General features: G+C 71.7%; 25 protein-coding genes. 16 read left to right on the forward strand and 9 right to left on the reverse strand.

What is annotated here, in order from left to right:
* Nucleotides 1-358: 358 nt before the first annotated feature.
* Nucleotides 359-2,605: a beta propeller repeat protein gene (locus ACZ6YG_RS25285; RefSeq protein WP_466019362.1), complete on the forward strand. Its 2,247-nt coding sequence runs from the start codon at nucleotides 359-361 to the stop codon at nucleotides 2,603-2,605.
* 21 nt (nucleotides 2,606-2,626) lie between these two features.
* Here the strand turns inward: ACZ6YG_RS25285 and ACZ6YG_RS25290 are convergent, their stop codons facing one another.
* A complete protein-coding gene (locus tag ACZ6YG_RS25290) occupies nucleotides 2,627-3,022 on the reverse strand; it encodes an NUDIX hydrolase (RefSeq protein ID WP_466019363.1) in 396 nt (131 codons plus the stop codon).
* Nucleotides 3,023-3,096: 74 nt separating this feature from the next.
* On the opposite strand from ACZ6YG_RS25290, the gene ACZ6YG_RS25295 reads away from it, so the two are divergent.
* From ACZ6YG_RS25295 to ACZ6YG_RS25305, 3 genes are read left to right on the forward strand one after another with little or no spacing between them, the layout of a single operon-like run.
* Entirely contained in the window at nucleotides 3,097-3,723 is a 627-nt protein-coding gene (locus ACZ6YG_RS25295; RefSeq protein WP_148029267.1) for a DUF6758 family protein, read from the forward strand.
* A gap of 49 nt (nucleotides 3,724-3,772) precedes the next feature.
* Nucleotides 3,773-4,489 carry an MBL fold metallo-hydrolase gene (locus ACZ6YG_RS25300; protein WP_219543983.1) on the forward strand — a complete coding sequence of 239 codons (717 nt, stop codon included), beginning with the start codon at nucleotides 3,773-3,775 and terminating at the stop codon, nucleotides 4,487-4,489.
* A 28-nt stretch (nucleotides 4,490-4,517) separates the two neighbouring features.
* The gene (locus ACZ6YG_RS25305; RefSeq protein ID WP_466019364.1) at nucleotides 4,518-5,450 is read left to right on the forward strand and encodes a RecB family exonuclease; all 933 of its coding nucleotides are present in this window, start codon (nucleotides 4,518-4,520) and stop codon (nucleotides 5,448-5,450) included.
* Between the two features lie 5 nt (nucleotides 5,451-5,455).
* Here ACZ6YG_RS25305 and ACZ6YG_RS25310 read toward each other — a convergent pair whose 3' ends face one another.
* On the reverse strand, nucleotides 5,456-6,340 hold the full coding sequence (locus ACZ6YG_RS25310; RefSeq protein WP_397199157.1) for an alpha/beta fold hydrolase: 885 nt from the start codon (nucleotides 6,338-6,340) through the stop codon (nucleotides 5,456-5,458).
* Nucleotides 6,341-6,495: 155 nt separating this feature from the next.
* A complete protein-coding gene (locus tag ACZ6YG_RS25315) occupies nucleotides 6,496-8,412 on the reverse strand; it encodes a DEAD/DEAH box helicase (protein ID WP_466019365.1) in 1,917 nt (638 codons plus the stop codon).
* Between the two features lie 349 nt (nucleotides 8,413-8,761).
* Here ACZ6YG_RS25315 and ACZ6YG_RS25320 point away from each other — a divergent pair, with 349 nt between their 5' ends.
* Nucleotides 8,762-9,406 carry a ferritin-like fold-containing protein gene (locus tag ACZ6YG_RS25320; RefSeq protein WP_148029271.1) on the forward strand — a complete coding sequence of 215 codons (645 nt, stop codon included), beginning with the start codon at nucleotides 8,762-8,764 and terminating at the stop codon, nucleotides 9,404-9,406.
* A gap of 50 nt (nucleotides 9,407-9,456) precedes the next feature.
* Here ACZ6YG_RS25320 and ACZ6YG_RS25325 read toward each other — a convergent pair whose 3' ends face one another.
* The 4 genes from ACZ6YG_RS25325 to ligD all read right to left on the reverse strand — a co-directional run bounded on the left by ACZ6YG_RS25325 (nucleotide 9,457) and on the right by ligD (nucleotide 11,587).
* Nucleotides 9,457-9,690: a DUF3107 domain-containing protein gene (locus ACZ6YG_RS25325; RefSeq protein ID WP_246639500.1), complete on the reverse strand. Its 234-nt coding sequence runs from the start codon at nucleotides 9,688-9,690 to the stop codon at nucleotides 9,457-9,459.
* An 83-nt stretch (nucleotides 9,691-9,773) separates the two neighbouring features.
* Nucleotides 9,774-10,394 (reverse strand): TetR/AcrR family transcriptional regulator, encoded by a 621-nt coding sequence (locus ACZ6YG_RS25330; RefSeq protein ID WP_148029272.1) that lies wholly within the window; start codon nucleotides 10,392-10,394, stop codon nucleotides 9,774-9,776.
* Nucleotides 10,395-10,456: 62 nt separating this feature from the next.
* Nucleotides 10,457-10,669 carry a hypothetical protein gene (locus ACZ6YG_RS25335; protein ID WP_246639498.1) on the reverse strand — a complete coding sequence of 71 codons (213 nt, stop codon included), beginning with the start codon at nucleotides 10,667-10,669 and terminating at the stop codon, nucleotides 10,457-10,459.
* Between the two features lie 33 nt (nucleotides 10,670-10,702).
* Entirely contained in the window at nucleotides 10,703-11,587 is an 885-nt protein-coding gene (ligD, locus tag ACZ6YG_RS25340; RefSeq protein WP_397199155.1) for a non-homologous end-joining DNA ligase, read from the reverse strand.
* A gap of 213 nt (nucleotides 11,588-11,800) precedes the next feature.
* Between ligD and ku the strand changes: the two genes are divergently transcribed.
* The gene (gene ku / locus ACZ6YG_RS25345) at nucleotides 11,801-12,706 is read left to right on the forward strand and encodes a non-homologous end joining protein Ku (protein ID WP_466019366.1); all 906 of its coding nucleotides are present in this window, start codon (nucleotides 11,801-11,803) and stop codon (nucleotides 12,704-12,706) included.
* A 316-nt stretch (nucleotides 12,707-13,022) separates the two neighbouring features.
* Nucleotides 13,023-13,307, forward strand: coding sequence for a hypothetical protein (locus ACZ6YG_RS25350; RefSeq protein WP_148029275.1), 285 nt, complete (start codon nucleotides 13,023-13,025; stop codon nucleotides 13,305-13,307).
* Between the two features lie 779 nt (nucleotides 13,308-14,086).
* Here ACZ6YG_RS25350 and ACZ6YG_RS25355 read toward each other — a convergent pair.
* A complete protein-coding gene (locus tag ACZ6YG_RS25355) occupies nucleotides 14,087-14,443 on the reverse strand; it encodes a hypothetical protein (protein WP_466019367.1) in 357 nt (118 codons plus the stop codon).
* Between the two features lie 637 nt (nucleotides 14,444-15,080).
* Nucleotides 15,081-15,446, reverse strand: coding sequence for an SH3 domain-containing protein (locus tag ACZ6YG_RS25360; RefSeq protein ID WP_466019368.1), 366 nt, complete (start codon nucleotides 15,444-15,446; stop codon nucleotides 15,081-15,083).
* Nucleotides 15,447-15,564: 118 nt separating this feature from the next.
* Here ACZ6YG_RS25360 and ACZ6YG_RS25365 point away from each other — a divergent pair, with 118 nt between their 5' ends.
* From ACZ6YG_RS25365 to ACZ6YG_RS25405, 9 genes are all read left to right on the forward strand, one after another.
* Nucleotides 15,565-16,461: an alpha/beta fold hydrolase gene (locus ACZ6YG_RS25365; RefSeq protein ID WP_271276323.1), complete on the forward strand. Its 897-nt coding sequence runs from the start codon at nucleotides 15,565-15,567 to the stop codon at nucleotides 16,459-16,461.
* 42 nt (nucleotides 16,462-16,503) lie between these two features.
* Complete coding sequence (gene moeZ / locus ACZ6YG_RS25370; RefSeq protein ID WP_148029279.1) at nucleotides 16,504-17,685, forward strand: adenylyltransferase/sulfurtransferase MoeZ; 1,182 nt, start codon at nucleotides 16,504-16,506, stop codon at nucleotides 17,683-17,685.
* Nucleotides 17,686-17,741: 56 nt separating this feature from the next.
* Nucleotides 17,742-18,458 (forward strand): hypothetical protein, encoded by a 717-nt coding sequence (locus tag ACZ6YG_RS25375; protein ID WP_364237133.1) that lies wholly within the window; start codon nucleotides 17,742-17,744, stop codon nucleotides 18,456-18,458.
* Nucleotides 18,452-19,708: a S8 family serine peptidase gene (locus ACZ6YG_RS25380; RefSeq protein ID WP_261808308.1), complete on the forward strand. Its 1,257-nt coding sequence runs from the start codon at nucleotides 18,452-18,454 to the stop codon at nucleotides 19,706-19,708. The genes ACZ6YG_RS25375 and ACZ6YG_RS25380 overlap by 7 nt, the downstream gene beginning before the upstream one ends.
* Nucleotides 19,709-19,765: 57 nt before the next feature.
* Complete coding sequence (locus tag ACZ6YG_RS25385; RefSeq protein WP_261808309.1) at nucleotides 19,766-20,674, forward strand: hypothetical protein; 909 nt, start codon at nucleotides 19,766-19,768, stop codon at nucleotides 20,672-20,674.
* Entirely contained in the window at nucleotides 20,668-21,825 is a 1,158-nt protein-coding gene (locus ACZ6YG_RS25390; protein ID WP_148029280.1) for a S8 family serine peptidase, read from the forward strand. Before ACZ6YG_RS25385 ends, ACZ6YG_RS25390 begins: the two co-directional genes overlap by 7 nt.
* Before the next feature lie 22 nt (nucleotides 21,826-21,847).
* Nucleotides 21,848-22,207 (forward strand): hypothetical protein, encoded by a 360-nt coding sequence (locus tag ACZ6YG_RS25395; protein ID WP_148029281.1) that lies wholly within the window; start codon nucleotides 21,848-21,850, stop codon nucleotides 22,205-22,207.
* The gene (locus ACZ6YG_RS25400; RefSeq protein WP_148029282.1) at nucleotides 22,195-22,515 is read left to right on the forward strand and encodes an MGMT family protein; all 321 of its coding nucleotides are present in this window, start codon (nucleotides 22,195-22,197) and stop codon (nucleotides 22,513-22,515) included. Before ACZ6YG_RS25395 ends, ACZ6YG_RS25400 begins: the two co-directional genes overlap by 13 nt.
* A gap of 94 nt (nucleotides 22,516-22,609) precedes the next feature.
* On the forward strand, nucleotides 22,610-25,462 hold the full coding sequence (locus ACZ6YG_RS25405) for a CDP-glycerol glycerophosphotransferase family protein (RefSeq protein WP_466019369.1): 2,853 nt from the start codon (nucleotides 22,610-22,612) through the stop codon (nucleotides 25,460-25,462).
* The last annotated feature ends 154 nt before the right edge of the window (nucleotides 25,463-25,616 follow it).

Consider the following 25,616-nt stretch of genomic DNA (forward strand, 5'->3'; position numbering starts at 1 on the left):
CGCTCCGAGGGGTGGGGAAGCCCTCGGCACACGGGCTCCCGGGAGCGGCGAGGTCACTGGCACCTCGGCTCAGGCTGGAGAGGAAGTTCGTACGGCTCCGTACGGGATCGCGCATCAGCCCGGCCGAGGGGAGGAGACCAGCGGTGAGCCGTCACGGGCGGTCGCTTCCGGCGGAGCCGGGAACGCGGGGGACGGGCAGGACGAGAACGCTGACGGGGACGAGCCGGTGCGGCGGGTCGGGAGGCCTCCGGGCGGCAGGCCGGCGCGGCCTGATCTGCTGGTCGCGTCGGGTCCCGAACGACCCGGGGGAAGGCATCAGAGGGGCCCGGCCCCGGCGGCGATGCGGCGGGCGAGTCCCGTGCGGCGGGGGCGCAGCCCGGCCGTGCCGATGGCCGTGGCGCTGGCGGTCGCGCTGCTGGTGGCCGCCGGCGTGCTGGTGTGGCAGTGGCGCGCCGACGACGAGGCCCGGCTCAGGCTCGCCACCGGCACCGGCAGGTCAGGCGACAACCTGTTCACGGTCCCGGCGGCGGCCCAGGGCACCGACCAGAAGCTCAACGACGTGGCCGCCGTCGGCCGCGCCGTGGTGGTCGTGGGCAGCGACACCACCGGCCCGACGCCGAGGCCCCTGTTCCTCTACTCCGCCGACGGCGAGAAGTGGCAGCTCGGCCGCGTCACCGGCGCGAGCACGCCCATCGTGCAGCGGGTGGCCGGCGGCGACGGCCGCTGGCTGGCCACCGGCGGCGACGGGGTGCGCGAGCGAGGTCTGTGGACCAGCGCCGACGGCCTGAACTGGCAGGCGGTCGGCGGGGGAGAGGCCTTCAAGGACGGCGACCTGATCCACGACATCGCCAGGACGGGCTCCGGGTTCGTCGCGGTGGGCGAGGCGGCGCTGCGCGACGGCGGCGCGGGCCCGGCCGCCTGGCACTCCGCGGACGGCCACGCCTGGGAGCGGGCGGAGACCCGGGGCCTGGAGGCGGGCGAGATCCGCGCCGTGGTCGCCAGAGGCGACACGGTGGTGGCCATGGCCAGGCCCGCGCAGGGCGACGGCTCCCGCGTCCTCAGGTCGGCCGACGGCGGCCGCACGTGGCAGGCGACCGGCTTCCAGCTGCCGGAGGCGACGCCCAAGGCGGGTTCGCTGGCGGTCGCGTCGAAGCGGTTCGTGCTGGTGGCCACCAGGCAGCGTACGATCACCGGCGACGTGCGCGCCTACTGCTCGCCGACCGGCGCCGAGTGGTCGCAGTGCGGCACGATCGACGGCCTGCCCGCGGCCAGCCCCGGCGTGGAGCGGCTCGTCTCGTACGAGGACGGCGTGGCCGCGGTGAGCCAGGCGGGGATCGGCTCGTACGCGGTGCTGACCAGCACGGACGGCCGCTCGTGGAGCGGGCGGGCGGGCATCGGGGAGCTCCGGGGGGCGACGCTGCGCGGGTTCGCGATCGCCGCGGGCGGCACCCTGTACGCGGGCGGCGACCGCGCGGTCTCGGACGTGGACAACGAGCCGGTCCTCATGGCGGCGCCCCGGCGCGGCGAGCCTGTGCGCGTACCGCTCGACCAGGTCCGTGGCCTGACCAGGATGGCCCGCGAGACCAGCGGCCTGGCCAGCCACGACGGCCGCTACGTGGCCGTCGGCTCGGCCGGGGGCGAGGCCGGCGTCTGGACCAGCCAGGACTGGAAGGACTGGAGGTCCATCGGGCTCGGCGGCCCGCGACGGCAGCAGCTGAACGACGTCGCGTTCGGCCGCCGCGGCTGGCTGGCCGTGGGCGGCACCCAGGCCGGCCTCCAGGAGACGGAGCCGCTGCTGGTCAGTTCCGGCGACGGGCGCGCCTGGAAGAAGGTGCCGCTCTCGGGCGATCTGGCCAGGCCGGGCGATCATCCGTACCTGGACGTGCGGACGGTCGCGGCGGGCCCCGACGGCTACCTGCTCGCGGGCGAGGACCGCGGCCCGGCGGGCACGGCGGCGGCCGTCTGGTTCACCCCCGACCTGCGCTCGTACACCCGCTCGGAGCGGCTGCCGCAGGGCGGCTCGGGCGTGCGACTGCACGACGTGGCGGCCACCCCCGACGGGTACGTGGCGGTCGGCGGCGCGGGCGCGGGCGGGAACGAGAGCGGCATCGTCTGGGTGTCGCCGGACGGGCTGAACTGGACGGCCCGCGAGCGGCTCTCCCCGCCGGACGCGTCCTCGGCCGGGCTGCGCCAGGTGGCGGCGTACCAGGACAGGCTGGTGGCCATTGGGACCGCCTCCACTACCTCGGGCGCGTCCAGGGCCTTCTCGGCGATCTCCGAGGACGACGGCGTGACCTGGGAGACGTCATGGCTGCCCGCCGAACGGGCGGCCGGCGTGTACGACCTGGCGGCGGCCGGGCAGGGCCTGGTCGCGGTCGGCTGGCACGGCGAGCAGGGCGAGGGCGACAGCGCCGCCTGGATCTCCCAGGACGGCCTCTCGTGGAGCCGGCTCGACCTGAAGGAGGACCGTCTGGCCGGGCCGGGCGCCCAGTGGCTGGCCGCGGTGACGATCTCCGGCGAGGAAGTGGTGGCGCTGGGCCGGTCCACCACCTACAGCGACGACCACCTCATCCTCTGGACGTCCACCCTGACCGCCGGCCGCTGAGCCCCGCCAGGGTCCGCGGCGTCACGTGGGCAGGACCCGCCAGGCGCGCAGGGTGTCCAGCAGGCCGGTGGTGAGCGGCAGCCGGGCGAGCTCCTCCCGCGTGCACCAGCGGGCGTCGGCGGCGTCGTCGCCCGGTGTGAGGGTGCCGCCGACCACGGTGGCGCGGTAGTCGCGGACCGCGTACGTGTCGCCGCCGGGAGCGGGCAGGTCCACCGTGCCCGCGAGCGGGCCCACGGCCACCTCCAGCCCGGTCTCCTCCAGCACCTCGCGCCGCACCGCCACGGCGTCGGACTCGCCGGGCTCCACCCGGCCGCCCGGCAGCGACCAGCGACCCGCGTCCGGAGGATGCCCGCGCCGGATGAGCAGAAGGCGGCGCGCGTCGTCCAGGACGATCGCGCCGACACAATTTACGCGCACATGGTCAAGATTACGACGTGATAACGGACTGCGGTCTTGACGGGGCGGTGCCCGACGAAGCACCGTGGGTAGCTGTGAGAGCGGCTCCAACCTGCCCACGGTGCTTCGGCCCGCTGCACGCGCCGAGCGTGTGGTCCAGTGCCTGGCGTTGCGATGCGCACGGCGACGTCCTGCCGTACCAGCCGCCCTGGCCGCCGTCGCAGACGGCCGCGGAGGCGATGCGCAAGACCTCGCTGGTGCCGGTCTGGCTGCCCTGGCCGCTGCCGTCCGGATGGCTGGTGACGGGGTTCGGCGAGGTCGGCGACGAGCGCAAGGGCATACGGGCGAGCCTGGTCGCGCTGTCCGGGCCGTCCTTGACGCAGGGGCCCGCGGACATCCTCGTCATCGCCGAGGAGCCGGGCGTCGGCCTCGGGGCCGCGTTCGCCGGTCTGGACGGGGCCGACCCCGGCGAGGGGTTCGACTCGGGCCCGCCCAACGCCAAGATCGAGGTCCTCGGGCATCCGGCCCCGCTGTGGTGCGTGAACGGCGCCGCCGACCGGGCCGTCTACGCCGGTGAGGCGCTCGGCAACTGGCTGTGGGTCATCGCCTGGCCCGCCGAGGCCGGCTGCCTCATCGTGCTCGCCGAGCTGAGCCTGATCGACCTGCGCGACCATGACCTCGACATCCCCTTCGGCGCGTTCTCCCCCCGGCTCGAAGACTGATGCCCAACGGGATTCGCTCACCGGTGCGGACGGGCTAGAGTTCGGAGGCGTGACAGCGCGTATCGAGCGAGTGGTGACCGAGGGCCTCGTCGACATCGACGGCACCGAGCACAAGGTCGAGAACAACACCTGGATCATCGGCGACGACGAGGAGGCCATCGTCATCGACCCCGCCAGGGACGCCGAGAAGATCCTTGAGCAGGTGGGTGAGCGCGAGGTGCTCGCGGTCATCTGCACCCACGGCCTGCCCGACCACGTCGGCGCCGCCATCGAGGTGGCGGCCAGGGACGAGGCGGTCGTCGCACTCCACCCCAAGGACAAGCCGCTCTGGCGGGAGACCTGGACCGAGACCTGGCCCGACATCGACATGGAGGACGACGGCATCTTCCAGGTCGCCGACGTCCAGCTCGACGTCATGGAGACGCCCGGCATCACGCCCGGCGGGGTCTCGCTCTACTGCGAGGGCCTCGGCGCGGTCTTCTCCGGCAAGACGCTCCAGGCTGACGGGCCCGGCAAGCTCGGCGGCGAGTACCCCCGCCTGGCCGACCAGCTCACCGCCATCGGCGGGCGGCTGTTCACGCTGCCCGGCGACACGCGGGTGCTGCCCTCCCACGGCGAGGAGGTCACCATCGGCGACCTGGAGCCGCACTTCGACGACTGGATCGGCGGTTCGCTAACGCGGGTCGAGACCGAGCCCGAGGAGGAGGGCCCGCTCGTCGACGGCACCAGGGCCGCCCGCATCAGGCTCGACTCCGGCGACGACTAGGGTGTACGACCAGCTTCCGCTGGATGGGATGCCGCGGCGGCTCTACTCGTGCACGCCGTCGCGGCTGAACGCCTGGCTCGACTGCCGGCGCCGCTACCGGTTCACCTACCTGGACCGGCCGCAGCCGTCGAAGGGCCCGGGCTGGGCACACAACAGCGTCGGGGCGAGCGTCCACAACGCGCTGGCGGCGTGGTGGCGGGAGCCGTACGGGCGGCGCACGCCGTTGACGGCGGCCGTCTTACTCACCAAGGGCTGGATCACCGAGGGGTTCAGGGACGAGGCCCAGTCGGCGCAGTGGCTCGGCCGCGGCCGCGACCTGGTCTCCGGCTACGTGGCCACGCTCGACCCGTCCGACGACCCGGTCGGCGTCGAACGCACCGTGGCCACCCGGACCTCGGTCATCGCGGTCTCCGGCCGCATCGACCGGCTCGACCGGCGCGGCGACGAGCTGGTGGTGGTCGACTACAAGACCGGGCGGCGGCCGCTCACCCAGGACGACGCGCGCTCCTCGCTGGCGCTGGCGATCTACGCGGTGGCGGCGTCCCGTATGATGCGCACCCCGGCCCACGCCGTCGAGCTGCACCACCTGCCGACGGGCGAGATCGTGCAGTGGCGTCACACGGACGAGTCGCTCGACCGCCATCTGCGGCGCGCCGAGGAGATCGCGCTGGAGGCGGCGGAGGCGGACGAGCGCTACCGGACGGTGATGGGCCAGCCGGCCCAGGCCAAGCGCCCTCGGCCCCGCGACGCGGGCCGTTCACCGGCGGCCCGTGACGACGCGCCGGCCCCCGAGCGGCGTGACCGGCCTCTGGTGAGCCCGCCACGCGTGCCCGCGGAGCTGGACGAGGTGTTCGCCCCCAGCCCCGGGCCGATCTGCGGCTGGTGCGACTTCCGCCGCCACTGCCCCGAAGGCCTGACCGCCGCCCCCGAGCACCGCCCCTGGGACGGCCTGGCGGAGTGACGCTGTCAGGTGGCGCGGGTGTCGAGGGTGTGGCTCTCGGCCTCGTTCCAGAACCTGACGAGGGCCGCCGCCGTGGTCTCCGGGGCCTCCACCGCGGGTGAGTGGGCCGCGCCCGGCACCACCACGCAGTCGGCGCCCAGGGCCGCCGCCATCTCCTGCTGCGTCTCGGCAGGCCAGCCGTCGTCGTGTTCCCCGTACAGAACGAGCGTGGGCACCTCGATCTGGCGCAGTTCCTCGGTGCGGTCGCGCACGGACACCACCTCCTCGGCCATGCGCGCCAGACCCGTCGGCGAGTTGGACAGCAGCCGTTGGCGCAGGAAGGCCAGGATGTCGTCGGGCACGCCCGCGGCCAGCGCCTCCGGCTCGAAGCCGGCATGCCACACGTGTTCCAGCCCCGACAGGGGGATCGTGCGCGTCAGCCATCGGGCGTGTCCGGCGCGCTTGCCGGTGATGCCCGCGGGGCCGGAGCCCATCAGCGTGAACGAGGCGAACTTGGTGCGCCCGTCGATCGCCGCCTCGCGCGCCACCAGCCCGCCGAAGGAGTGGCCCACCAGGTGGACCGGCTCGCCGTCGCCGAACCGCTGGGCGAGCGCGTCGACGTCGGCGCCCAGCGCCGCGCAGGTGTAGGCGGCGGGGTCGTCGAGGCCCGGCGTCTCGTACTGGCCGCGCAGGTCGACGGCCAGCACGCGGCGGCCCGACAGGGCGAGCGTCTGCAGCACCGCGATGAAGTCTTCCTTGCTGCCCGTCAGGCCCGGAAGAAGGATCGCGGGCCATCGCTCCACCACGCCGGTCGCCGGCAGCGCCTCGAGGGCCGCGAACATGCCGCGGTCGGTCTCGATCTTGCGTGGGGTGACGCCAGGAGGCAGGTGCAGGAATCGCGGCGTACTCACGTGGGGCAACAATACCCAGAGCCCACCACCTCGACACCGGTGAACACGGTACGCCGGTGCGATCTGGGGCTAGTCGTGCCCATGTCCGTGAGAAAGCCCGTGACATGCGGAAAGGCGCGCACCCCGGTCGGGATGCGCGCCTTTCGCCGAACGTGTCAGCCGGTGCGGCGGCGGTTGCCGCGGTTGCCGCCGCGGCGCTGCTGCTTGCGCTCCGTGGCCGCCGACGGCGCGATGTCGTCGTCGTCCGTCGCCAGGTCAGGTGACTGGAAGATCACCGTGAACGGGCTGGCCGGGATGATCCGCTCCGGCTCGCGCCGCGGTGCGGCGAACTCCGGCTCGCCCGGCGCCGTGGCCTCGTCACGCGACGAGGACTCGGTCTCCTGGCGTGCCAGCGGCACGACCTCGTCCCGCTGGGAGGCGGCGATCCGGTCACGCGACGGCGTGGCGACCTCGTCCCGCTGGGCGGCCGGGATCCGGTCACGCGACGGCGTGGCGACCTCGTCCCGCTGGGCGGCCGCGACCCGATCACGCGACGGCGTCGCGATCTCGTCACGCGGAGGGGCCGGGATCCGGTCGCTCGGCGGGGCCGTGACGGACCGCTCCTGGCGGGCGGTGAGGTCCGCGACCTGCTCCTCCTGGACGGCGGACCGCTGGGTGCGGCGGCGCGGCTCGGCGGCCGTCGCCACCTCCTCCGTGGTGATGATCGCGGGCGTCTCCTCCTGGTGCTGGCTGGAGCGACCGGTCACGAGCTCGACCTCCGGCGTCTCGACGGCAGGGCTGCCCGCGGGGCTCTCCTCCGCGGACCTGCCGCCGCGGGTGCGGCGGCGCTGGCGCGTGCGGGCCGGACGCTCCCGCTCCCGCTCTCGCTCCTCACGCTCGTCGCGGCGCCGGCCGCGCGCGCGTGGCCGGCCCGTCTCGCCGAGGTCCTCGATGCGCTCCGCGGAGAGGCCCGCCCGGGAGCGGCTGGCGTGCGGCAGCACGCCCTTGGTGCCCTTGGGGATGTTGAGCTCGGTGTAGAGGTGAGGAGAGGTGGAGTAGGTCTCCTCGGGCTCCGGGAAGTCGAGGCCCAGCATCTGGTTGATCATCTTCCAGCGGGTCAGCTCCTCCCACTCCACGAACGTGACCGAGATGCCCGTGCGCCCGGCCCGGCCGGTGCGGCCGATGCGGTGCACGTAGGTCTTGTCGTCGGTGGGGCAGTCGTAGTTGACCACGTGGGTGACGTCGTCGATGTCGATGCCGCGAGCCGCCACGTCGGTGGCGACCAGCACGTCGACCTTGCCGTTGCGGAACGCCCGCAGCGCCTGCTCACGCTGGCCCTGGCCGAGGTCGCCGTGGACGGCCGCGACCGCGAAGCCGCGGGTGTCGAGCTGCTCGGAGACCATGTCGCAGGCGCGCTTGGTCTCGCAGAAGATCATCGTGAGCCCGCGGCCCTCGGCCTGCAGCAGCCGGGACACGATCTCGATCTTGTCCATCCGGTGGGCGCGCCACACGATCTGGCGCACCTGCGGGGTCGTCTCGGCCTCGCCGCTCTCGTTCTCGGCGCGCACGTGGGTGGGGCGGCTGAGGTACTTGCGGGAAAGGGTGACGATCTCGCCCGGCATGGTGGCGGAGAACAGCATCGTCTGCCGCTCCGCCGGGATGAGCTTGAAGATCCGCTCGATGTCGGGCAGGAAGCCCAGGTCGAGCATCCGGTCGGCCTCGTCGAGGACCAGCGTGTTGACCTGGCCGAGGTCGAGATGCTTCTGCTTGACCAGGTCGAGCAGCCGGCCGGGGGTGCCGACGATGACGTCGACCCCCGCCTTGAGCGCCTCGATCTGCGGCTCGTACGCGCGCCCGCCGTAGACGGTGAGCACCCGCGAGCCGAGCTTGCCGGCGGCGGTGACCAGGTCCTCGCTCACCTGGGTGGCGAGCTCGCGGGTCGGCACGACGACCAGCCCGCGGGGCTTCTTGCGGTTCTTGCGCGGCTTGCCGATGCTCTGCAGCATCGCGATGCCGAACGCGTAGGTCTTGCCGGTGCCGGTGCGGGCCTGGCCGATCAGGTCCTGGCCGTTCAGCGCCAGCGGAAGCGCCATTTCCTGGATCGGGAACGGTGTCGTGATGCCCTCGGTCTCGAGGGCATCGGCGATTTCTGGTGTGACTCCGAGGTCTCGGAAAGTCGTCAGCGTGGCCTGCCTCAGTCTCAAATGAAGGCGGGCCTGCCGGGACCTACGGGCGGAAATCCGACCTCGTATCTGGGTCCTCGCGGTAGAGCCAGCCCTCTCGCGTCATTACGACCGCGCACCCGGGGATCGGGGGATTCGGAGGAGAGACCCCCGAATGTACACAGTGCGGTCGCACTTTCTCAGAGCAGTGTACTCGATACCACAACGCTGACCAGGCTTACGGATGTTCCCGAAGATTCCCGGAAGTACGCTGCCTTCCATGAACGAGTCTCCTGGGGTCGCCGACCTGCTCGGCGTCCTGGCCTATGCCGAGCTGAGCGCATTCACGAGGATGACCGAGGACGCCGCCACGCTGGCGCCCACGCTCGCCGACCGGACGGCGCTGTGCGAGCTGGCCGTCGCCGAGTATCAGCACTTCCGGCTGCTCTACGACCGGCTGCGGGAGCTGGGGGCGGACCCGGAGCGGGCGATGCAGCCGTTCGCCGGGGCGCTGGACGCCTGGCACACCCAGACCAGCCCGGCCGACTGGTTGCAGGCCCTGGTCAAGGCCTATGTGGGGGTGGGCATCGCGCTCGACTTCTATCGCGAGGCGGCCCGGAGGCTGGACCCGTCGATCGTGGAGCTGGTCGACGAGGTGCTGACGGACGAGGGGCGGGCGGAGTTCGCCGTCGAGCGCGTACGGGCCGGCGTCGCGGCGGACCCGGCGGTGAGCGGGCGGCTGGCGCTGTGGGCCAGGCGGCTCGTCGGCGAGGCGCTCAGCCAGGGCCAGCGGGTGGCGGCGGAACGCCCGGAGCTGGCGCTCATGCTGGTGGAGTCGGGCGCGAACGACCAGGCGGAGATCTCCCGCCTGTTCGCCAAACTGACGGAGCAGCACGGCAAGCGCATGGCGGCGCTCGGCATCTGAGGCGTCACGCCCGGGAGCCGCGCCTCAAGGCGGCTCCCGGACGGCGGCGCCTAGAGGGTGCCGCCGAAGCCCACCGGACGCGACTCGTCCTCGCCGATCTCGATGAAGCCCAGCGACGCCACCGGCACCACCACACGCCTGCCCTTCACGTCGGTGATGGCGAACACGCCGCGATCGGCGGCAAGGGCCTTCCGGATTTCCTCCTCAACCTGCTCGGACGACAGGTCGGTCTCCACAACGAGCTCACGGTGCACCGAACGCACGCCGATCTTGATTTCCATCATGCTCCCTTTCCACGGGGCGGGGCTTCCCTCATCGTGGCCGTTCGACGCCGGAAAAGCGCAGCTGATCGCGCCCAGCGAACGGGTTAAGCCGTACGCGGAAAACCGCTGATGCCCCGCCAGGCGAGCCGGGCCATGAGCTGCTCGGCCGCGTCCTTGGGGATGGAGCCGTGCTCGCTGACCCAGTAGCGGGCACTCACCTCCGCCATGCCGACCAGCCCGACGCCCAGCAGGTGGGCCTCGTCGCTGGTGCAGCCGGTGTCTTCCTGGATCACCGCGCTGACCATCTCGGCGCACTCGTTGAGCGAGCGCTCCACGCGCTGCCGCACCGGCGCCACGTTGCGCAGGTCGGACTCGAAGACCAGCCGGAACGCCTCGCCCTGGGTGGAGACGAAGTCGAAGAACGCGCTGAACGTCGCCTGCACCCGCAGTTTGTTCTCGGTCGTAGAGGCGAGCGCCTCCCTGCACCGGGTGACCATGTCGTCGACGTGCAGGTCGAGCAGGGCGAGGTAGAGCTCCAGCTTGCCCGGGAAGTGCTGGTAGAGCACCGGCTTGCTGACCCCCGCGCGGTCGGCGATCTCGTCCATGGCGGCCGCGTGGTAGCCGTTCTCCACGAACACTTCCTGCGCCGCGCTCAGCAGCTGCCTGCGGCGGGCGAGTCGGGGCAGCCGGGTGCCCCGGGGCTTGGCGTCCGGGGTAGCGGTCACACGGGTCTCCAACGGGTTTCGTGCCGGGTCTGCCGACATCCTACGGGCGGGTAGTCATCACCTCAGCGATAGTCGTCGTCGTCGTACCCGACCACGCGGTCCTGCTCGATCGCGTCGGCCGGGTTGACCTCAAGGGGAAGCTCGAGGCGCCACTGCTCGTCGTCCTCCCGCAGCGGACGCTGTTGCTCGGCGGCGTCGGCCGGCGTCGCCTCGATCGGCAGCTCCTGGTCATCGGCGAAGTTGTCGTCGTCCCCGCGTACGTCCATCTCCGACATGTCGGTCCCCCTCTTCGTGTGGACTGAACCAGATTACGCCCGGCTGAAAAGGTCGCCGTGCTTCTCCATCCTGGCCAGCACGTCGGACGACGTGAACACCAGGTCTTCCGGGCTCTCGCAGCGTTCGACCTCCTTCCACAGCAGTGGCGTGGAAACCGTCGGACGCGTCCTGGCCCGCAGCGAGTATGGCGCGACCGTGGTCTTGGCGGGGTTGTTCTGGCTCCAGTCGATGAAGACCTTGCCCGGCCGCTGCTTCTTCGCCATCACGCTGACGATCCGCCCGGGGTGCCGCTTCGCCAGCGCCTGGGCCAGCCGCTTGGCGTACGCCGACGGCTCCTCGCGGCCGTCCCACGCGGCGTACAGCTGCATGCCCTTGCTCCCGCTGGTCTTCGGCCTGGCCTCCAGGCCGTCGGCCGACAGCACCTCGCGCAGCATCAGGGCGACCTCGCAGCACTCCACGATCGTCGCGGGGGGCCCGGGGTCCAGGTCGAACACCAGGGTGTCCGGGGGCAGCGCGCGTCCTTCCCCGTCCACCCGCCACTGGGGCACGTGCAGCTCCAGCGCGGCCAGGTTCGCGTAGTAGACCAGCCCCGGCAGGTCGTCGATCAGGGCGAAGTCGATGGTGTCGCGGTCCTTGGTGCTGCCGGGCGCCGGCAGCCGTGCCCTGCGCACCCAGCCGGGGGTGTGCTCGGGGGCGTTCTTCTCGAAGAACGACATGCCCTCGACGCCGTTCGGGAAGCGCTTGACCGTCAGCGGCCGGCCTTCCAGGTGCGGCAGGAGCACCGGGGCGATCCGGCTGTAGTAGTCGATGACCTCGGCCTTGGTGAAGCCGGACTCGGGATAGAGCACCTTGTCCAGGTTGCTCAGGACGAGCTCCCGCCCGTCCACCCGCACCGGGACCTTGCTCGCCGGGCTCATCGGGCCGTCACCTCCGGGGGCAGCTTCTCCGGGCCCGCGCCACACGGGACGGCGCGGCCTTCGTGTACGCCACCTCCCCGACGAGATCGGGTCTAACCCATCGATAACGCCACAGGACCGGCCCGGCATGGGTTCGACGAGCTATGGCATTGGTCGCACGGGGACGGGTATGTCCCCGTTGGCGAACCGCCCGACACTACTGAGGAGTTGCCCATGCGCAGCATCTGGAAAGGTGCGATCTCCTTCGGGCTGGTCACGATCCCGGTGAAGCTCTACTCGGCCACCGAGCAGAAGGACGTCAGCTTCCACCAGGTGCACCGCGAGGACGGCGGCCGCATCCGCTACAAGAGGGTGTGCACGCTCGACGGCGAGGAGATCGCGTACGCGGACATCGCCAAGGGTTACGAGCTGGCCACGGGCGAGATGGTCGTGCTCACCGACGAGGACTTCGAAGGGCTGCCGCTGAGCACCTCCCGCCGGATCGACGTGCTGCAGTTCGCCCCCGCCGAGCAGATCGACCCCATCTACTTCGCCAAGTCCTATTACCTGGAGCCCGACGCGCAGGGGGCCAAGCCGTACGTGCTGCTGCGCGACGCGCTGGAGAGCTCCGGCCAGGTGGCGGTGGTCAAGGTGGCGCTGCGCCAGCGCGAGTCGCTGGCGACGCTGCGGGTGCGCGACGGGGTGTTCGTGCTGGAGACCATGCTGTGGCCGGACGAGATCCGCAAGCCGGACTTCGAGTTCCTGGACGAGGACATCGACGTGCGGACGCAGGAGCTCAAGATGGCCGAGTCGCTGATCTCCACGATGGAGGCCGACTTCGACCCGGCCGAGTACCACGACACCTACCGCGAGGCGCTGCAGGAGGTCATCGAGGCGAAGGTGGCGGGCAAGGAGGTCATCACGCCTCCGGAGGCCGAGGAGGAGGGCGGCCCCGCCGTCGACCTCATGGCGGCGCTGCGGGCCAGCGTCGAGGCCGCCAAGCGCGAGCGCGAGGGCGCTCCCGCCAAGCCGAAGCGGGCCGCCTCGGGCAAGGCGAAGGCCAAGGACGACAGGGCCAAGGACGAGAAGGCCAAGGAAGAGAAGGCCCCCGCCAAGCGGAAGGCCCGCAAGTCGGCCTGACGCCTTCTGCCGCTGGACTCACCCCCGCTGTCCGTTCTCACGCGCGGCCATGCGGCCGCGTACTCGGATGATGCTGCCGGCGCTTGCCTTGCATTAGCGGACATATCGGACAATTCGTGCAGTTACATTCTATAAACGCTTAATTTAAGCAATAGCAACGCTAATGCATAGCAAAATGGAAGGATGACTGTTTGCTCACCCAGAGTGACGGGAATATCACTTACCGGATGAGTCTTCAGCATCATCCGGGGACCTTTCTTGGACCTTAAGAAAGGTCCCGAGTACGGGGCAATCGAACCTTTAGGGGGAAAACGCAATGCCCAAGCTCAAGAGTGTTCTCGCGGGCCTCGCCCTCAGCACCGCCGTGACAGGTGGCGTCGTGGTCGCGGGCGCGACCATGACCACCACCAGCGCAGCTGCCGCCACTCAGGTCAGCGCGGGCACGTCGGTCCTGACCGGCGGGCACTGCGGCCACCGCTGCTGGTGGCGCAAGCACCACCGCAAGCAAGTCCGGGTCATCGTCGAGAACTTCAACATCAACCGGAACCCGAACGAGCACCGGCGCCACCACCGGAACTGGGGCTGGGACGACCTCGACTGACATCGACAACCTCGCCGGCCGTCGCATGGCGCAGCCAGTGGATGACACGTCGGCTAGTGATCAATCGTCGTTGACGGCGCAGGAATGAGTGCTCGTTCTCATTGAGGATCGGTTCGGGGCCCCTTTTCAGGGGATACGGTTTCCGTTCTGTGGTGAATTCCGGGCTCTCGGGGGCGGGTCGCGTTCTATGGCGCGGCCCGTCCTGAGTTTTCCTTTCTCGTCTCCACGGCAACTTCGAGGGCTCCGCCGGCACTGGCGCCGGGGGAGCCCTCTCTTTTTTGTCGTGCACGGGCGCGTTCCCGGAGGCGGGGATTTCGGCATGTCCCTTGTCGGGCGGTCTTACGGGAGCGCTGATAGCCCTTGTGACGCCCGACGCGAACCTGGCTGAGGGGTGCGCAGGGGACATGAAAGAGCCCGTATCCATCGGTGCGGCCTTTCGTGAGAAGGGCCGCACCGATGGATACGGGCGTCGGCGGTGCGCGGGAGCTCGGCGCCTGGGCGGACTCCAGGAGCGGATCCTGAGGGCTCGGAAGCCCGGCCGTCCATGAGACGACGCAATGAGGGCCCCGCCGGCGCCATTGCCGGCGGAGCCCTCGAAGTTGCCGTGGAGACGAGAAAGGAAAACTCAGAACAGGCCGCGCCATCGCACACGGCCTGTCCCGAGAGCCCGGAATTCACTACGAGCCGGGAAACCACATCCCTTGAGAGGGATCGGACGACCATCCATGAAAACGAGCGCTCATCCCATCCGCACCCGGCGGTCGGCGAGGTCGCTCGCCTTAGTTGATGAGGTTGCTGTGGTGACGGCGGTGGTGGTGACGGTCGTGGCGGCGCTGCTTGTTCTCGTTGAAGTTGAAGTTCCGCACCACGACGCAGATGTGCTTGTTCTTGCTGCGACGGCCCCAGCCGCCGCCGTGGTGGTGGCCGCACCTGTGGCGGTTGCCGAAGTGGTGGTGCCCGAAGAAGCCGAAGCCGAGGCCGTTGTTGAAGCCGAAGTCGTCGCCGAAGTCGTCGTTGGCGACGACGGGCGCGGTGGTCGGCATGGCGACGGCGGCGGTCGCACCTCCGGCGACCAGGCCGCCGGTAAGCGCGGTGCTGACGGCGAGGCCCGCGATAACACTCTTGAGCTTGGGCATTGCGTATTCCCCCTAAAGGACGGATTGCCCCGTTCTCGACGATCTGGACGGCTACTAATGAGTCATCCTGTGAATGTCATTTCCGGCCTGTGGCCTATGAAACGGGGTTCGCCCTATTTTGCTATGCAATAACAATCTTATTGCTCGGCTTGTAGATCTATCTCGCAAAATGGCACGATATGTCCGATTCGGGCGGAAATGTGGGCGGCTCCACAGGGTGGAACACCGTCTTTCCGGCCTGTTCTCCCCCAATGGATTCCCTGCGGAAAAGGGCAGGCCGGAGCGCCCCGTAAATACTGCTCCGGAAAAGCGAGAACGCGCGAGCCGTGCCATGTTCGCGCTGAAACGGCGGCACCCAGCGAGCGAATTATCGCGGGGGCGCTTCCATGACCGGCGTCAACCGGAGGAGGCATGTGACGGGCTCCTCCGGCGCATGCCGTGGATGTGGCGCCATGTGCCGCGTCGTCGACCCTGACCGTTCGTCACGATGAGTGCCGTTGACATCACGCTGGGTGCCGCTGCTCTCATGTTTTCCGGCGATGGCCGCCATAAACGGCATGTGGTGGCTTTTGCCATGTTCTCGGCGTATCAAAAGATCGATTAGATCCCTAAACACGAAAAATCCGGATCTGTCCGGTCAGCGGGTGTCGATCCGCCTCAGGTAGTACGCCTGGCTGAACCCGAGCCGGTCCGCGTCCACCCCCCGCACCTTCCGCCACCTGCCGAACTTCCGGCAGCTCCCCCACGCGTAGTCGCCCGGGTAGAGCTTGTCCACGATCCGGTACCGGGTCCCCGGCCCCCCGCGCACGTTGAGTCTCGTCTCGATCCGGCGCACCGCGTACCTGCACCGCTTCGGCGCCCGCCCGTCCCCGTCCCGCGCTCCTCCGACGGCGGCGGCCACCGTCGGGGCCGGCCCCCGGGCGGCCCCCGCCGTGCCGGTCGCGAACCCGCCGCCCGCCACGACCGCGACCGCGAGCACCACCGCGACACGGCTGAACCTCATCACATTTCCCCTGTCCGTATCGTTGGACGTACGCGGCTGATGTCCTGCGGCGCGAGGTGAAAACGCGTCTGTACGGAATGCAGACCGCCCCTAAGCAGGATGGTTATGAGGAGGAGCCATGGCAGAGCCGGTCCCGCACTGGCCGGGACGGATGATCGGGCCCGTGCACGTCAGATCGACCCCGCAGGGCGCCCCCGAGCAGGCGGTGTTCGTGCACGGCCTGGCCGGCTCCGCGACCAACTGGACCGACCTGATGGACGAGCTGAAGGACGTCGTCACCGGTCACGCCGTCGACCTGCCCGGGTCCGGATGCTCGCCCGCCGCCTCCGACGGCGACTACGGCGTCCCCGCGCACGCCCGCGCGGTCATCGGCCTGCTGGAGCACACCGGCCCGGCCCACCTGTTCGGCAACTCGCTCGGCGGCGCGGTCTCCGTGCGGGTCGCCGCCACCCGCCCCGACCTGGTGCGCTCCCTCACACTCGTCTCGCCCGCGCTGCCCGACCTGATCCCCAGGTACGGCCCGGTCCGGGTCGCGGCGGCCGCCACGCCCTGGGTGGGGGAGTGGCTGGCGGGCAGGCTCAAGCTGCTCCCGGCGGAGCGGCGGGTCGAGGCCACGTTCGCCATGGTCTGGGCGAACGCGCGGGCGATCCATCCGGTACGGCTGAGTGAGGCGGTCGAGGAGCTGCGCCGCCGCGACGACCTGCCGCACACCATCGCCGCCATGCTCGGCTCGGCCCGCGGCATCGTGGCCGAATACCTGCGCCGTGGCCCGCAGTCGCTGTGGCGGCTGGCCGCCAGGGTCGAGGCGCCCACGCTGATCATCCACGGCAGGCACGACCGGCTCGTGAGGCCCGCCATGGCCGCCCGGGCGGCGCGCACGTTCCGGCAGGTGAGGCTGGTTCTGCTGCCCGGATCCGGGCACGTGGCGATGATGGAGCAGCCCCGTCTCGTCGCGCTGGAGACGCGTCGTCTGATCGGTGAGACGCGATTGGGGAATGCCCCACTGCCCGGCTAGGTTTCAAAGGGAGATAAGACCCCTGGAACGGGAGCGTAGAAAGTGTCGTTGCCACCGCTGGTCGAGCCGGCTGACGAGCTGACCGTTGACGAAGTGCGCCGCTACTCGCGCCACCTGATCATCCCCGACGTGGGGATGGCCGGGCAGAAGCGGCTGAAGAACGCCAAGGTGCTGTGTGTGGGCGCCGGCGGCCTCGGTTCGCCCGCGCTGCTGTATCTCGCCGCGGCGGGCGTCGGCACGCTCGGCATCATCGACTTCGACGTCGTCGACGATTCCAACCTGCAGCGCCAGGTCATCCACGGCCAGGCCGACGTCGGCCGGCCCAAGGCCGAGAGCGCCGCCGACTCCGTGCGCGCCATCAACCCGCTGATCGACGTGGTGATCCACAACACCACGCTCACCACCGAGAACGTCATGGAGATCTTCTCCCAGTACGATCTCATCCTCGACGGCACCGACAACTTCGCCACCCGCTACATGGTGAACGACGCCGCGGTGCTGCTGGGCAAGCCGTACGTGTGGGGCTCGATCTACCGCTTCGACGGTCAGGCCAGCGTCTTCTGGGCCGAGCAGGGCCCCTGCTACCGCTGCCTCTACCCGGAGCCCCCGCCACCCGGCATGGTCCCGTCCTGCGCCGAGGGCGGCGTGCTCGGCGTGCTGTGCGCGTCGGTCGGCTCCATCCAGGTCAACGAGGCCATCAAGCTGATCACCGGCATCGGCGAGCCGCTGGTGGGCCGGCTGATGATCTACGACGCCCTGGAGATGAAGTACCGCGACGTCAAGGTCCGCAAGGACCCCGAGTGCGTCCTGTGCGGCAAGAACCCGACGGTCACCGAGCTGCTCGAAGACTACGAGGCGTTCTGCGGCGCGCTGTCCGACGAGGCCGCCGAGGCGGTCTCCGGCTCCACCATCACCGCCCGCGAGCTCAAGGCCATGCAGGACAACGGCGACGGGATCTTCCTCGTCGACGTCCGCGAGCCCAACGAGTACGAGATCGTGAGCATCCCCGGCGCCACGCTGATCCCCAAGGGTGAGTTCCTCAACGGCTCCGCCCTGGAGAAGCTGCCGCAGGACAAGCGCATCGTGCTCCACTGCAAGTCGGGCGCCCGCTCCGCCGAGGCCCTGGCGGTCGTCAAGGACGCCGGGTTCTCCGACGCCGTCCACGTCGGCGGCGGCGTGCTGAGCTGGATCAAGACCGTCGACCCGAGCCTGCCGGAGTACTAGACCGGCGGTCCGGTTTCTGCGGATGGCGGAGGGTCGGCCGCATTAAGGTCGATCCTGTGGACAACGCTCGCCTCTGGCCCATCCTGGTGGTGGCCTCCGCGCTGACCTCGGTCTGCGCGGTGGCCGCCGGGGTCGCGGCGAGCTCGGTGAGCTCGGAGCTCACCCGCGGCCCGACGGCCGCCGAGCTCAGGGCGGCCTCCCAGCGCGAGGTCGCCGAGCGCTGGCGCACCTGGGACGCCGGCCGCGTCTTCCCCGCCACGCTGTCCTACTCCGCCGAGCAGGGCGGCAAGGAGCGGGCCCGCAGGCTGGGCATCTCACCGACGACCGGCTGCGCCGGCGCGGTCGACGCCGTGGCCGTCCCCGCGCTGACGGAGTCGGGGTGCCGCGCCGTGCTGCGCGCCACGTACATCGACGCCCTGCGCGGTGTGCTCGTCACCATCGGCGTCGTCGCCCTGCCCGACGCGGCGCGCGCCGCCCGGGCCAAGTCCGCGTTCCCCGCCGGCGGCGAGCCGGTTCCCGGCCTGCTCCCGCTGGCCTTCCGCGGCACGGTGGCCGACCGGTTCGCGCCGGCGGTGCGCCAGCGGGGCTCGGTACGCCAGTCCGGCCCGTACCTGGTGCTGACCACGGCCGGTCAGGTGGACGGACGGCCCGGTGGCGCGGCCGAGCAGCGGCCGGCCGTCTTCGCCTTCGCCACCGAGATCTCCGAGCGCGTCCTCGCCGAGCTGACCATGCCGCGGATGCCCGACTGCGCCTCCGAGGACTGGCAGTGCTGACCCGTCGCCCGCGTACCTCGCGCCCCGGCAGAGGCGGGCGCGGGCAGGCCGCGCTGACCGGGACGCTGGCGGTGGCCGGGGTGCTGTTGCTCGACGCGGCGCCCGCGGTGGCCGACGAGGTGCGGGCCAGTCAGGAGCGGGTCATCAAGACACTCGACCTGCCCGCCGCCTGGGAGGTCAGCCGGGGCGCGGGCGTCACCGTGGCCGTGCTCGACTCCGGCGTCGACCCCGGCCACCGCGACCTGGCCGGCTCCGTGACCGTGGGCGAGGACTTCACCGAGGGCGCCAACGCGCCGGGGGTGGCGCCGCGTCGCCTGCACGGCACGTACATGGCGTCACTGATCGCCGGCCACGGTCACGGCCCCGGCGGCGCCGACGGGATCATCGGCGTGGCCCCGGAGTCCGAGGTGCTGTCGGTACGGGTGATCCTGGAGGACGAGGAGCCGGGGTTCCGGACGTTCAACGTCGACCCGAGGTTCGAGGACGTGGTGGCCAGGGGCATCCGCTACGCGGTCGACCAGGGCGCCGACGTCATCAACCTGTCCATCTCGAAGGAGCTGGCCAGCAAGGCCGACCGGGCCGCGGTCCGCTACGCCATCGGCAAGGGCGTCGTGCTGGTCGCCGCGGCCGGCAACGAGGGCACCCGCAAGGTGGCGGGGGCGGCACCGTACTCCTACCCGGCGGCCTTCCCGGGCGTGGTGGCGGTCGGCGCGGCCGACGCGGGCCTGCGGCGGGCGGCCTTCTCCAACGGGAACGCCTCGGTGCTGGTGGCCGCGCCCGGCGTCGACATCATGGGCGCGGGTCCCGGCGACGAGTACTGGACGGGCCGGGGCACCTCGCAGGCGACCGCCCTGGTCTCCGGCGTCGCGGCTCTCGTCAGGGCGAAATATCCGAAGATGTCGCCGCCGCTCGTGGCCCGCGCCCTCGCCGCCGGGGCCGTCGACAGCCCGCCCACCGGCTACGACACCGGCACCGGCTTCGGCGTCGTCAACGCCGCCAGGGCGCTGGCCGAGGCGGCCAAGCTCGCCGGGCACACCGAGGCCGCGCCCGCCGCGCTGGCGCACGACCCCGACCGGCCGCTCGGCGGCGGCGCCGCGGGCCCGGTCAAGGTCGTCCACAGGGACGAGCGGCGCGTCGTGCTGCACGCGTCGATCGCGGTGGCGTCGGCCGGAGGCGCGGTCGGCTCGGTGGCGGTCATCCTCGCCTTGGTGAGGAGGGTGCGACGAGCGCACAATGACCAAGACGCATGATCCGCCCTGTTACGGGGACGAATGACACAGAAAGCCGAGCTTGGGAACGAGGCGGTGGTGAAGGCACGTAGGTCCACCACAGGGCTGCCGCGCGCCGCGGGGGACGCCACGCCGGGACGGAAGAACCCGCTCGGCGCCGGTACCGGCCGCAGGTCGCGGGTGCGCGACTGGTCGCCGGCGACCGGCCGGTCCATGTCCAGGCAGCGTGCCAGGCAACGGGCCGAGACCGACCAGTTGCAGCAGGGCGTCCGCTACCGGCGGGCGTTCGTGGCACTGGTGGGCGTCATCGTGGCACTCTCGGCCGTCGTCGTGCTGCTCGGCACCGTGGGCCTGTTCAAGGAGACGCGCTCGCGCCCGCTGACCGCCGAGGAGCAGAACCGCTACAAGCAGGAGGAGATCGCCCGGCGCTGGCAGTCGTGGCCCACCACCGGCATCTTCCCCGAGGAGCTGAAGTACCTCGGCCTCGACCGCACCCAGCAGTACGCCAGGCGGGTCGGCATCGCCCCCGAGGCCAGGTGCCGCGACGCCGTGGACCCCGCGGTCGGCGCGATCCTGGCCGAGCACGGCTGCGTGAGCCTGCTGCGCGCCACGTACGTCGACCAGAGCTCCACCTTCGTCTTCACCATCGGCGTGGCCGTGCTCAAGGACCAGGAGGCCAGGGTCTCGGCCGGTGGGGACCTCACCCAGGACGACCGGGTGGGCGTGCTGCCCGTCGCCTTCCCCGGCACCGTGGCCGAGCGGTTCGGCGCCGAGCAGCGCCAGCGCACCGGCTGGGCCGGCGCCGGGCCCTACCTCGTCTTCACCACCGGCGGCTACGCCGACGGCCGCACCAGGGCCGCGATCCCGCCGGAGGAGGAGCTGCACAGCGAGCTCTGGCCGGCCGCCCGGTCGATCGGCAACCAGATCGCCTACTTCCTGGCGGATCCGCCCAAGGTCCCGCCGTGCACCCAGGGGAACGTGTGCTGACCGTCGTGCGCGCCCTGGTCGCCGCCCTTCTCCTGTTGCAGACCCCGGCGCACGCCGCGCCCATCCGCGACCGGCAGCAGTGGGTGCTCGACGCGCTCAACGTCGAGCAGGCGTGGCGGACCACCAAGGGCGCCGGCGTCACCGTGGCCGTCATCGACAGCGCGGTCGACCCCGACGTCAAGGAGCTGCGCGGCCGGGTCACCGTCGGCCCCGACATGAGCTCGGGCGCGGTGCGCCGCGAGGTGACCCCGGGCCGCCACGGCACCGCGATGGCGGGGCTCATCGCCGCCTCCGGCGCCGACGACGGCTACGTCGGCGTCGCGCCCGAGGTCCGCGTGCTGTCCCTGCCGCTGGCGGTGGCGGAGGACCCGGACCGGGTGGACCCGCCGCTGGCCGACGACCGCGCGGTGATCGAGAGCCCGCTCGCGCGGGCCCTGCGGTACGCGGTCAACCAGGGCGCGCAGGTCGTCAGCATGTCCATCGGCACGTACGGGGCGCACAGGTCCGAGCGTGAGGCGGTCTCGTACGCGCTCGGCAAGGGCGTGGTGCTGGTCGCGGCCGTCGGCAACGACGGGAAGACGGAGTACGCCAGGGAGAACGGCACCTCCTACTGGAGCTTCCCGGCCGGATACCCGGGCGTCATCGGCGTCGCGGCCGTCGACAAGCAGCGCAGGGTGGCCTCGTACAGCAGTGACAACCTGTCGGTGCTGGTCGCGGCGCCGGGCTCGGGGGTCCCCGTGGTCAGGCGCGGCAGCGGCTACGAGCTGTCGGAGGGCACCAGCTCGGCGGCGGCTCTGGTGTCGGGGGTCGCCGCCCTGATCAAGGCGCGTTACCCCGGCCTGCGGCCCGACCAGGTGGCGCAGGCGCTGGCCGCGGGCGCGAAGGGCAGGCCGGCCGACGGCTATGACGAGGAGGTCGGCTTCGGCGTGGTCGACGCGGGCGCCGCGCTGGACGCCGCGGCCACGCTCGGCGGGCAGCGCCGCAGCGTCCCCGTACCCGACGATCAGCACTTCGGGCAGGGGGAGGACTCCCCGCCGCCGACGGCGCCGGGGCCGGACGCGTGGCGGCTCTGGCTGTACGGGATTGGGGTTCTGGTGGCCCTTGTCATGTTCTGCGGTGGAATCGTGGTTCTCAACCAACGCAGGGAGTGAAGATCCGCTAAGGTCGCGCCCCATGGGATACGAACTGCGCGTGGTTCGTGAGTCGCCGATCGCCCTCGCGGACCTCGCGAAGGCGATCGAGCCGGCGGGGTTCGAGCTGCGCGGTTCCGAAGAGATCGTCGCCAGGCACGGCGACGGCGCCCACGCGGTGGGGGCGTGGCGCGGCCAGGTGGTCGGCGAACCCGGCTCCGACTGGCAGGTGGCGCAGCTCGTGAGGCTCTCGGCGGCGCTCGGCGCCCGGCTCGTGGGCGAGGACGGCGAGGTCTACGCGCTGCGCGACGGCGCGGTCGAGGTGCTGGCCGAAGGACTGGCGACGGAGCTCGGCAGGCTCGACGAGATGCTCCGAGCGGGCCCGGCGGCGTGGACCCCCTGAACCCGTACGCCGAGCGGGTGCTCGACGTCGTCGACCGCATCCCTCCCGGCAAGGTCATGTCCTACGGCGACGTCGCCGAGTATCTCGGCGAGGGCGGCCCGCGTCAGGTCGGGCGGGTCATGTCCACCTGGGGAGGCGGCGTGCCCTGGTGGCGCGTGGTACACGCCGACGGCACGGGCGCCCCCGGACACCAGGCGCGATGCCTGTCCCACTGGCGCGAGGAGGGCACCCCGCTGCGCGGCGAACGGGTCGACATGCGCCGGGCGCGCTGGGACGGGCGTTCAGCGGATTCACAGGAAGCCCGTTGACCTGCCTCTTCGCGAACTGTGCGAATTCACATCTTGTGACTCCTATTACCATGGGCTGAACATAACGGCGGCCTGAAAGGCGGTGCCTACCGCGATGGCTAACGGCCTGACAGCCCAGAGCCCCGGCGGCGAAGCGATCCCCGACCGCCTGAAGGCTGTCCAGGACCTTTGCGACCGCGGCGAGCCGCTCGACGAGATCATGGCCCTGGTCGGGACCGGCGGGCGCAGCGCGGAGTTCGACACCGAGGTGCTCAGCGGGCCGCTGGGCACGCGGATGGACCTGGCGGTCAAGCGCGGCCCTGACACGCGGCGCGAGCTCCTCACCCTCGTGCGCCCGTACCTCTCCGGGGTGGACCCGAAGGTCAAGCGCGAGCTGCCGGTCGCGCGCCGCCTCATGTGCCACCTCATCGAGACCCGCGCCGACGAGGAGCTGGTCGAGGGAGAGACGCTCGCCCAGGTCGTGGCGGCCGCGGCCGAGCCGTCCAAGCGCATCCGCAAGGGCCTGCGCTGGTACGCCGACCTGCCTCTCAAGGACGAACTGCCGGCCGACCTGTACCGGCTGCGCAAGGCCGACCTGGTGCCCGTCACGCACATCGACGACATCGTGTGGGACGGCCGCAAGCTGCGCATCTCCGGCTACGCCTACCTGGCCGGGCTCTCGGTCCGCAGCCGCCGGGCCAACTGGGCGACGGTGGTCCTGCGCGGCCCGCGCTGGCTGCCGCCGGTGCGCCTGCGCACCAGGCGCGTGCTGGCACCCGAGGCCACCCACGGCGCCCGCGAGGTCGGCTGCAACTACGACTGGTCCGGCTTCACCGCCGAGCTGAACCCGTGGGCGCTGCGCTGGCGCGGCGCGGCCAGGGGCATGGTCTCCGCGGTGCGCCGCCGGCTGCGCCGCCGCCCGGCCGTGGCCGACACCACGACGTGGCGGGCCGAGATCGTGTTCTGGAGCCGCGGCGCCCGGGCCACCGGCCTGCTGCGCGGCTACGGCGTCGGGCGCAGCGAGCGGCCCGCCGGCCGCCAGCTCAGCCCCGGCTGGTGGGTCAGGCCGGTGTGGACCTCCGACCGCGCGCTCCAGGTGGCCTTCCAGCCCAACCGGGCCGAGCTCACCGGCGTCCGCGTGGACGACGAGCACCTGCAGTTGCAGATCACCCTGGCCGGCCGGGTCGTGACCAAGGGCCACGCCCGGGTCGGCGGCCACCGCATGGCCGCGGACTTCACCCCCAAGGGCGCCGCCACCGAGGTGACGCTCGACCTCGCCGTGCCCGCGCTGCTGCAGGAGAAGGACGGCCGCCGCCTGTGGGTCGAGCCCAAGGGCGACCCGGCCGCCACCGTCATGCTCGGCGACCTGGGGGAGACCAGGTTCACCAGCGGAGACCGCGAGATCACCGTGCTGGGCGACCGGCGTGACCGCGTGATCATCTCCGCCCACCGCATCCGGCCCGTCATCGTCTCGGCCGTGTGGGAGGGCACCACGCTCGTGCTGCGCGGCCGCTACCCCGACGCCGCGGGCCCGCGCGCCGTCTCGCTGCGCCACCGCTCCGGGCTGTCCTACCAGCTGCCGATGACGCGTACCGGCGAGGACTTCGAGGTGCGGTTCGAGCCCGGCGCGATGGACCGCTTCGGCGAGCCCGTGCCGCTGGCCTCCGGCACCTGGAACATGTCCATGCGGCACCCGTCCGGCGAGATCGTCCCGGTACGCATGGACCACGCCGCGCTGGAAGGACTCGACGAGAGCCCGCGCACGGCCGGCGGCCACTGCTTCCGCATCGTGTCGACCCGCTTCGACGTGCCGGTGGTGCTGTCGGAGGAGGACCGGCCCGCGAACGAGAAGGGCCTGGCCGGCACCCACGTGCTGCGCAAGGTCTTCTACCCGCAGCAGCGCACCGAGCCGCTGAACGACGCCACCGTCTACGTGGTCAACGAGGGCCGCCTGTACGCCGACAGCGTCCGCGCCATCTACGAGGAGCGGCTGCGCCGCGGCGACGACCGCGAGCACATCTGGATCGTCAAGGACGGCGCGTTCACCCCTCCCGGCCCCGCCACCGTCGTGCGGGCCGGCAGCCGCGAGCACAAGGCGGCGCTGGCCAGGTCCCGCTACATCGTGACGAACTCGTTCCTGCCCGTCTGGTTCCGCTCCCGCGAGGGCCAGGTGGTGCTGCAGACCTGGCACGGCACCCCGGTCAAGCACATCGGCAACGACCAGCCGCACATGCGCCGCGACCCCAGACCGCCGGTCTGGCACCGGCAGGCCGCCGACGTGCGCGGCTGGGACGTGCTGCTGTCGCAGTCGCCGTGGGCCACGCCCGTGCTGCGCAAGGCGTTCGGCTACCAGGGCGAGGTGCTGGAGAGCGGGCTGCCCCGCAACGACGTGCTGACCTCGCCCGACCGCGAGCAGCTCGCGGCCAAGGTGCGCGAGCGCCTCGGGCTGGCCGAGGGCAAGCGGGTCGTCCTGTACGCGCCCACGTGGCGTGACTACGACCGCAAGAACGCCATGGTCAAGCTCGACCTGGCGAAGGCCAGGGAGGCGCTGGGGGCGGACCACGAGCTGCTGGTGCGCGCGCACCCGATGCAGGCCGCGCCCGCCGTTCCCGACATCGCTCACGACGTCACGACTTATCCGGATATGGCGGATCTGCTGCTCGTGACGGACGTCCTGGTGACCGACTACTCGTCCGTCCTGGCCGACTTCGTCGTGACCGGCAGGCCCATCGTCCTGTACGGCTACGACCTGCCCAAGTTCTCGGCCAAGCGCGGCCTCTACCTGGACCTGCCGGAGATCGCGCCGGGCCCGGTGCTGCCGACGTCGGCCGAGGTGATCGACGCGCTGCGGTCGATCGACGAGGTGGCGGCGGCCCACGCCGACCGCTACGACGCCTTCCGCGCCACGTTCGCGCCCCGCGACGACGGCAAGGCCACCGCCCGCGTCGTGGACCACATCTTCTCCTGACGCCCGTTTTCCCGCCCGGCGTGTCGGGCGGGAAAACTCAGATTTGCCCCGCTACCCTGGACGATCGCTCGGGAGACCGGTCAATCCGGCACGATCTACCCCTGTGGTCTGGTGGAATCTAGGGTTGTGAGTGGTCAGACCTGGCGGCTGGTGC

This window comes from Nonomuraea sp. NPDC054003 (genome assembly GCF_055585125.1).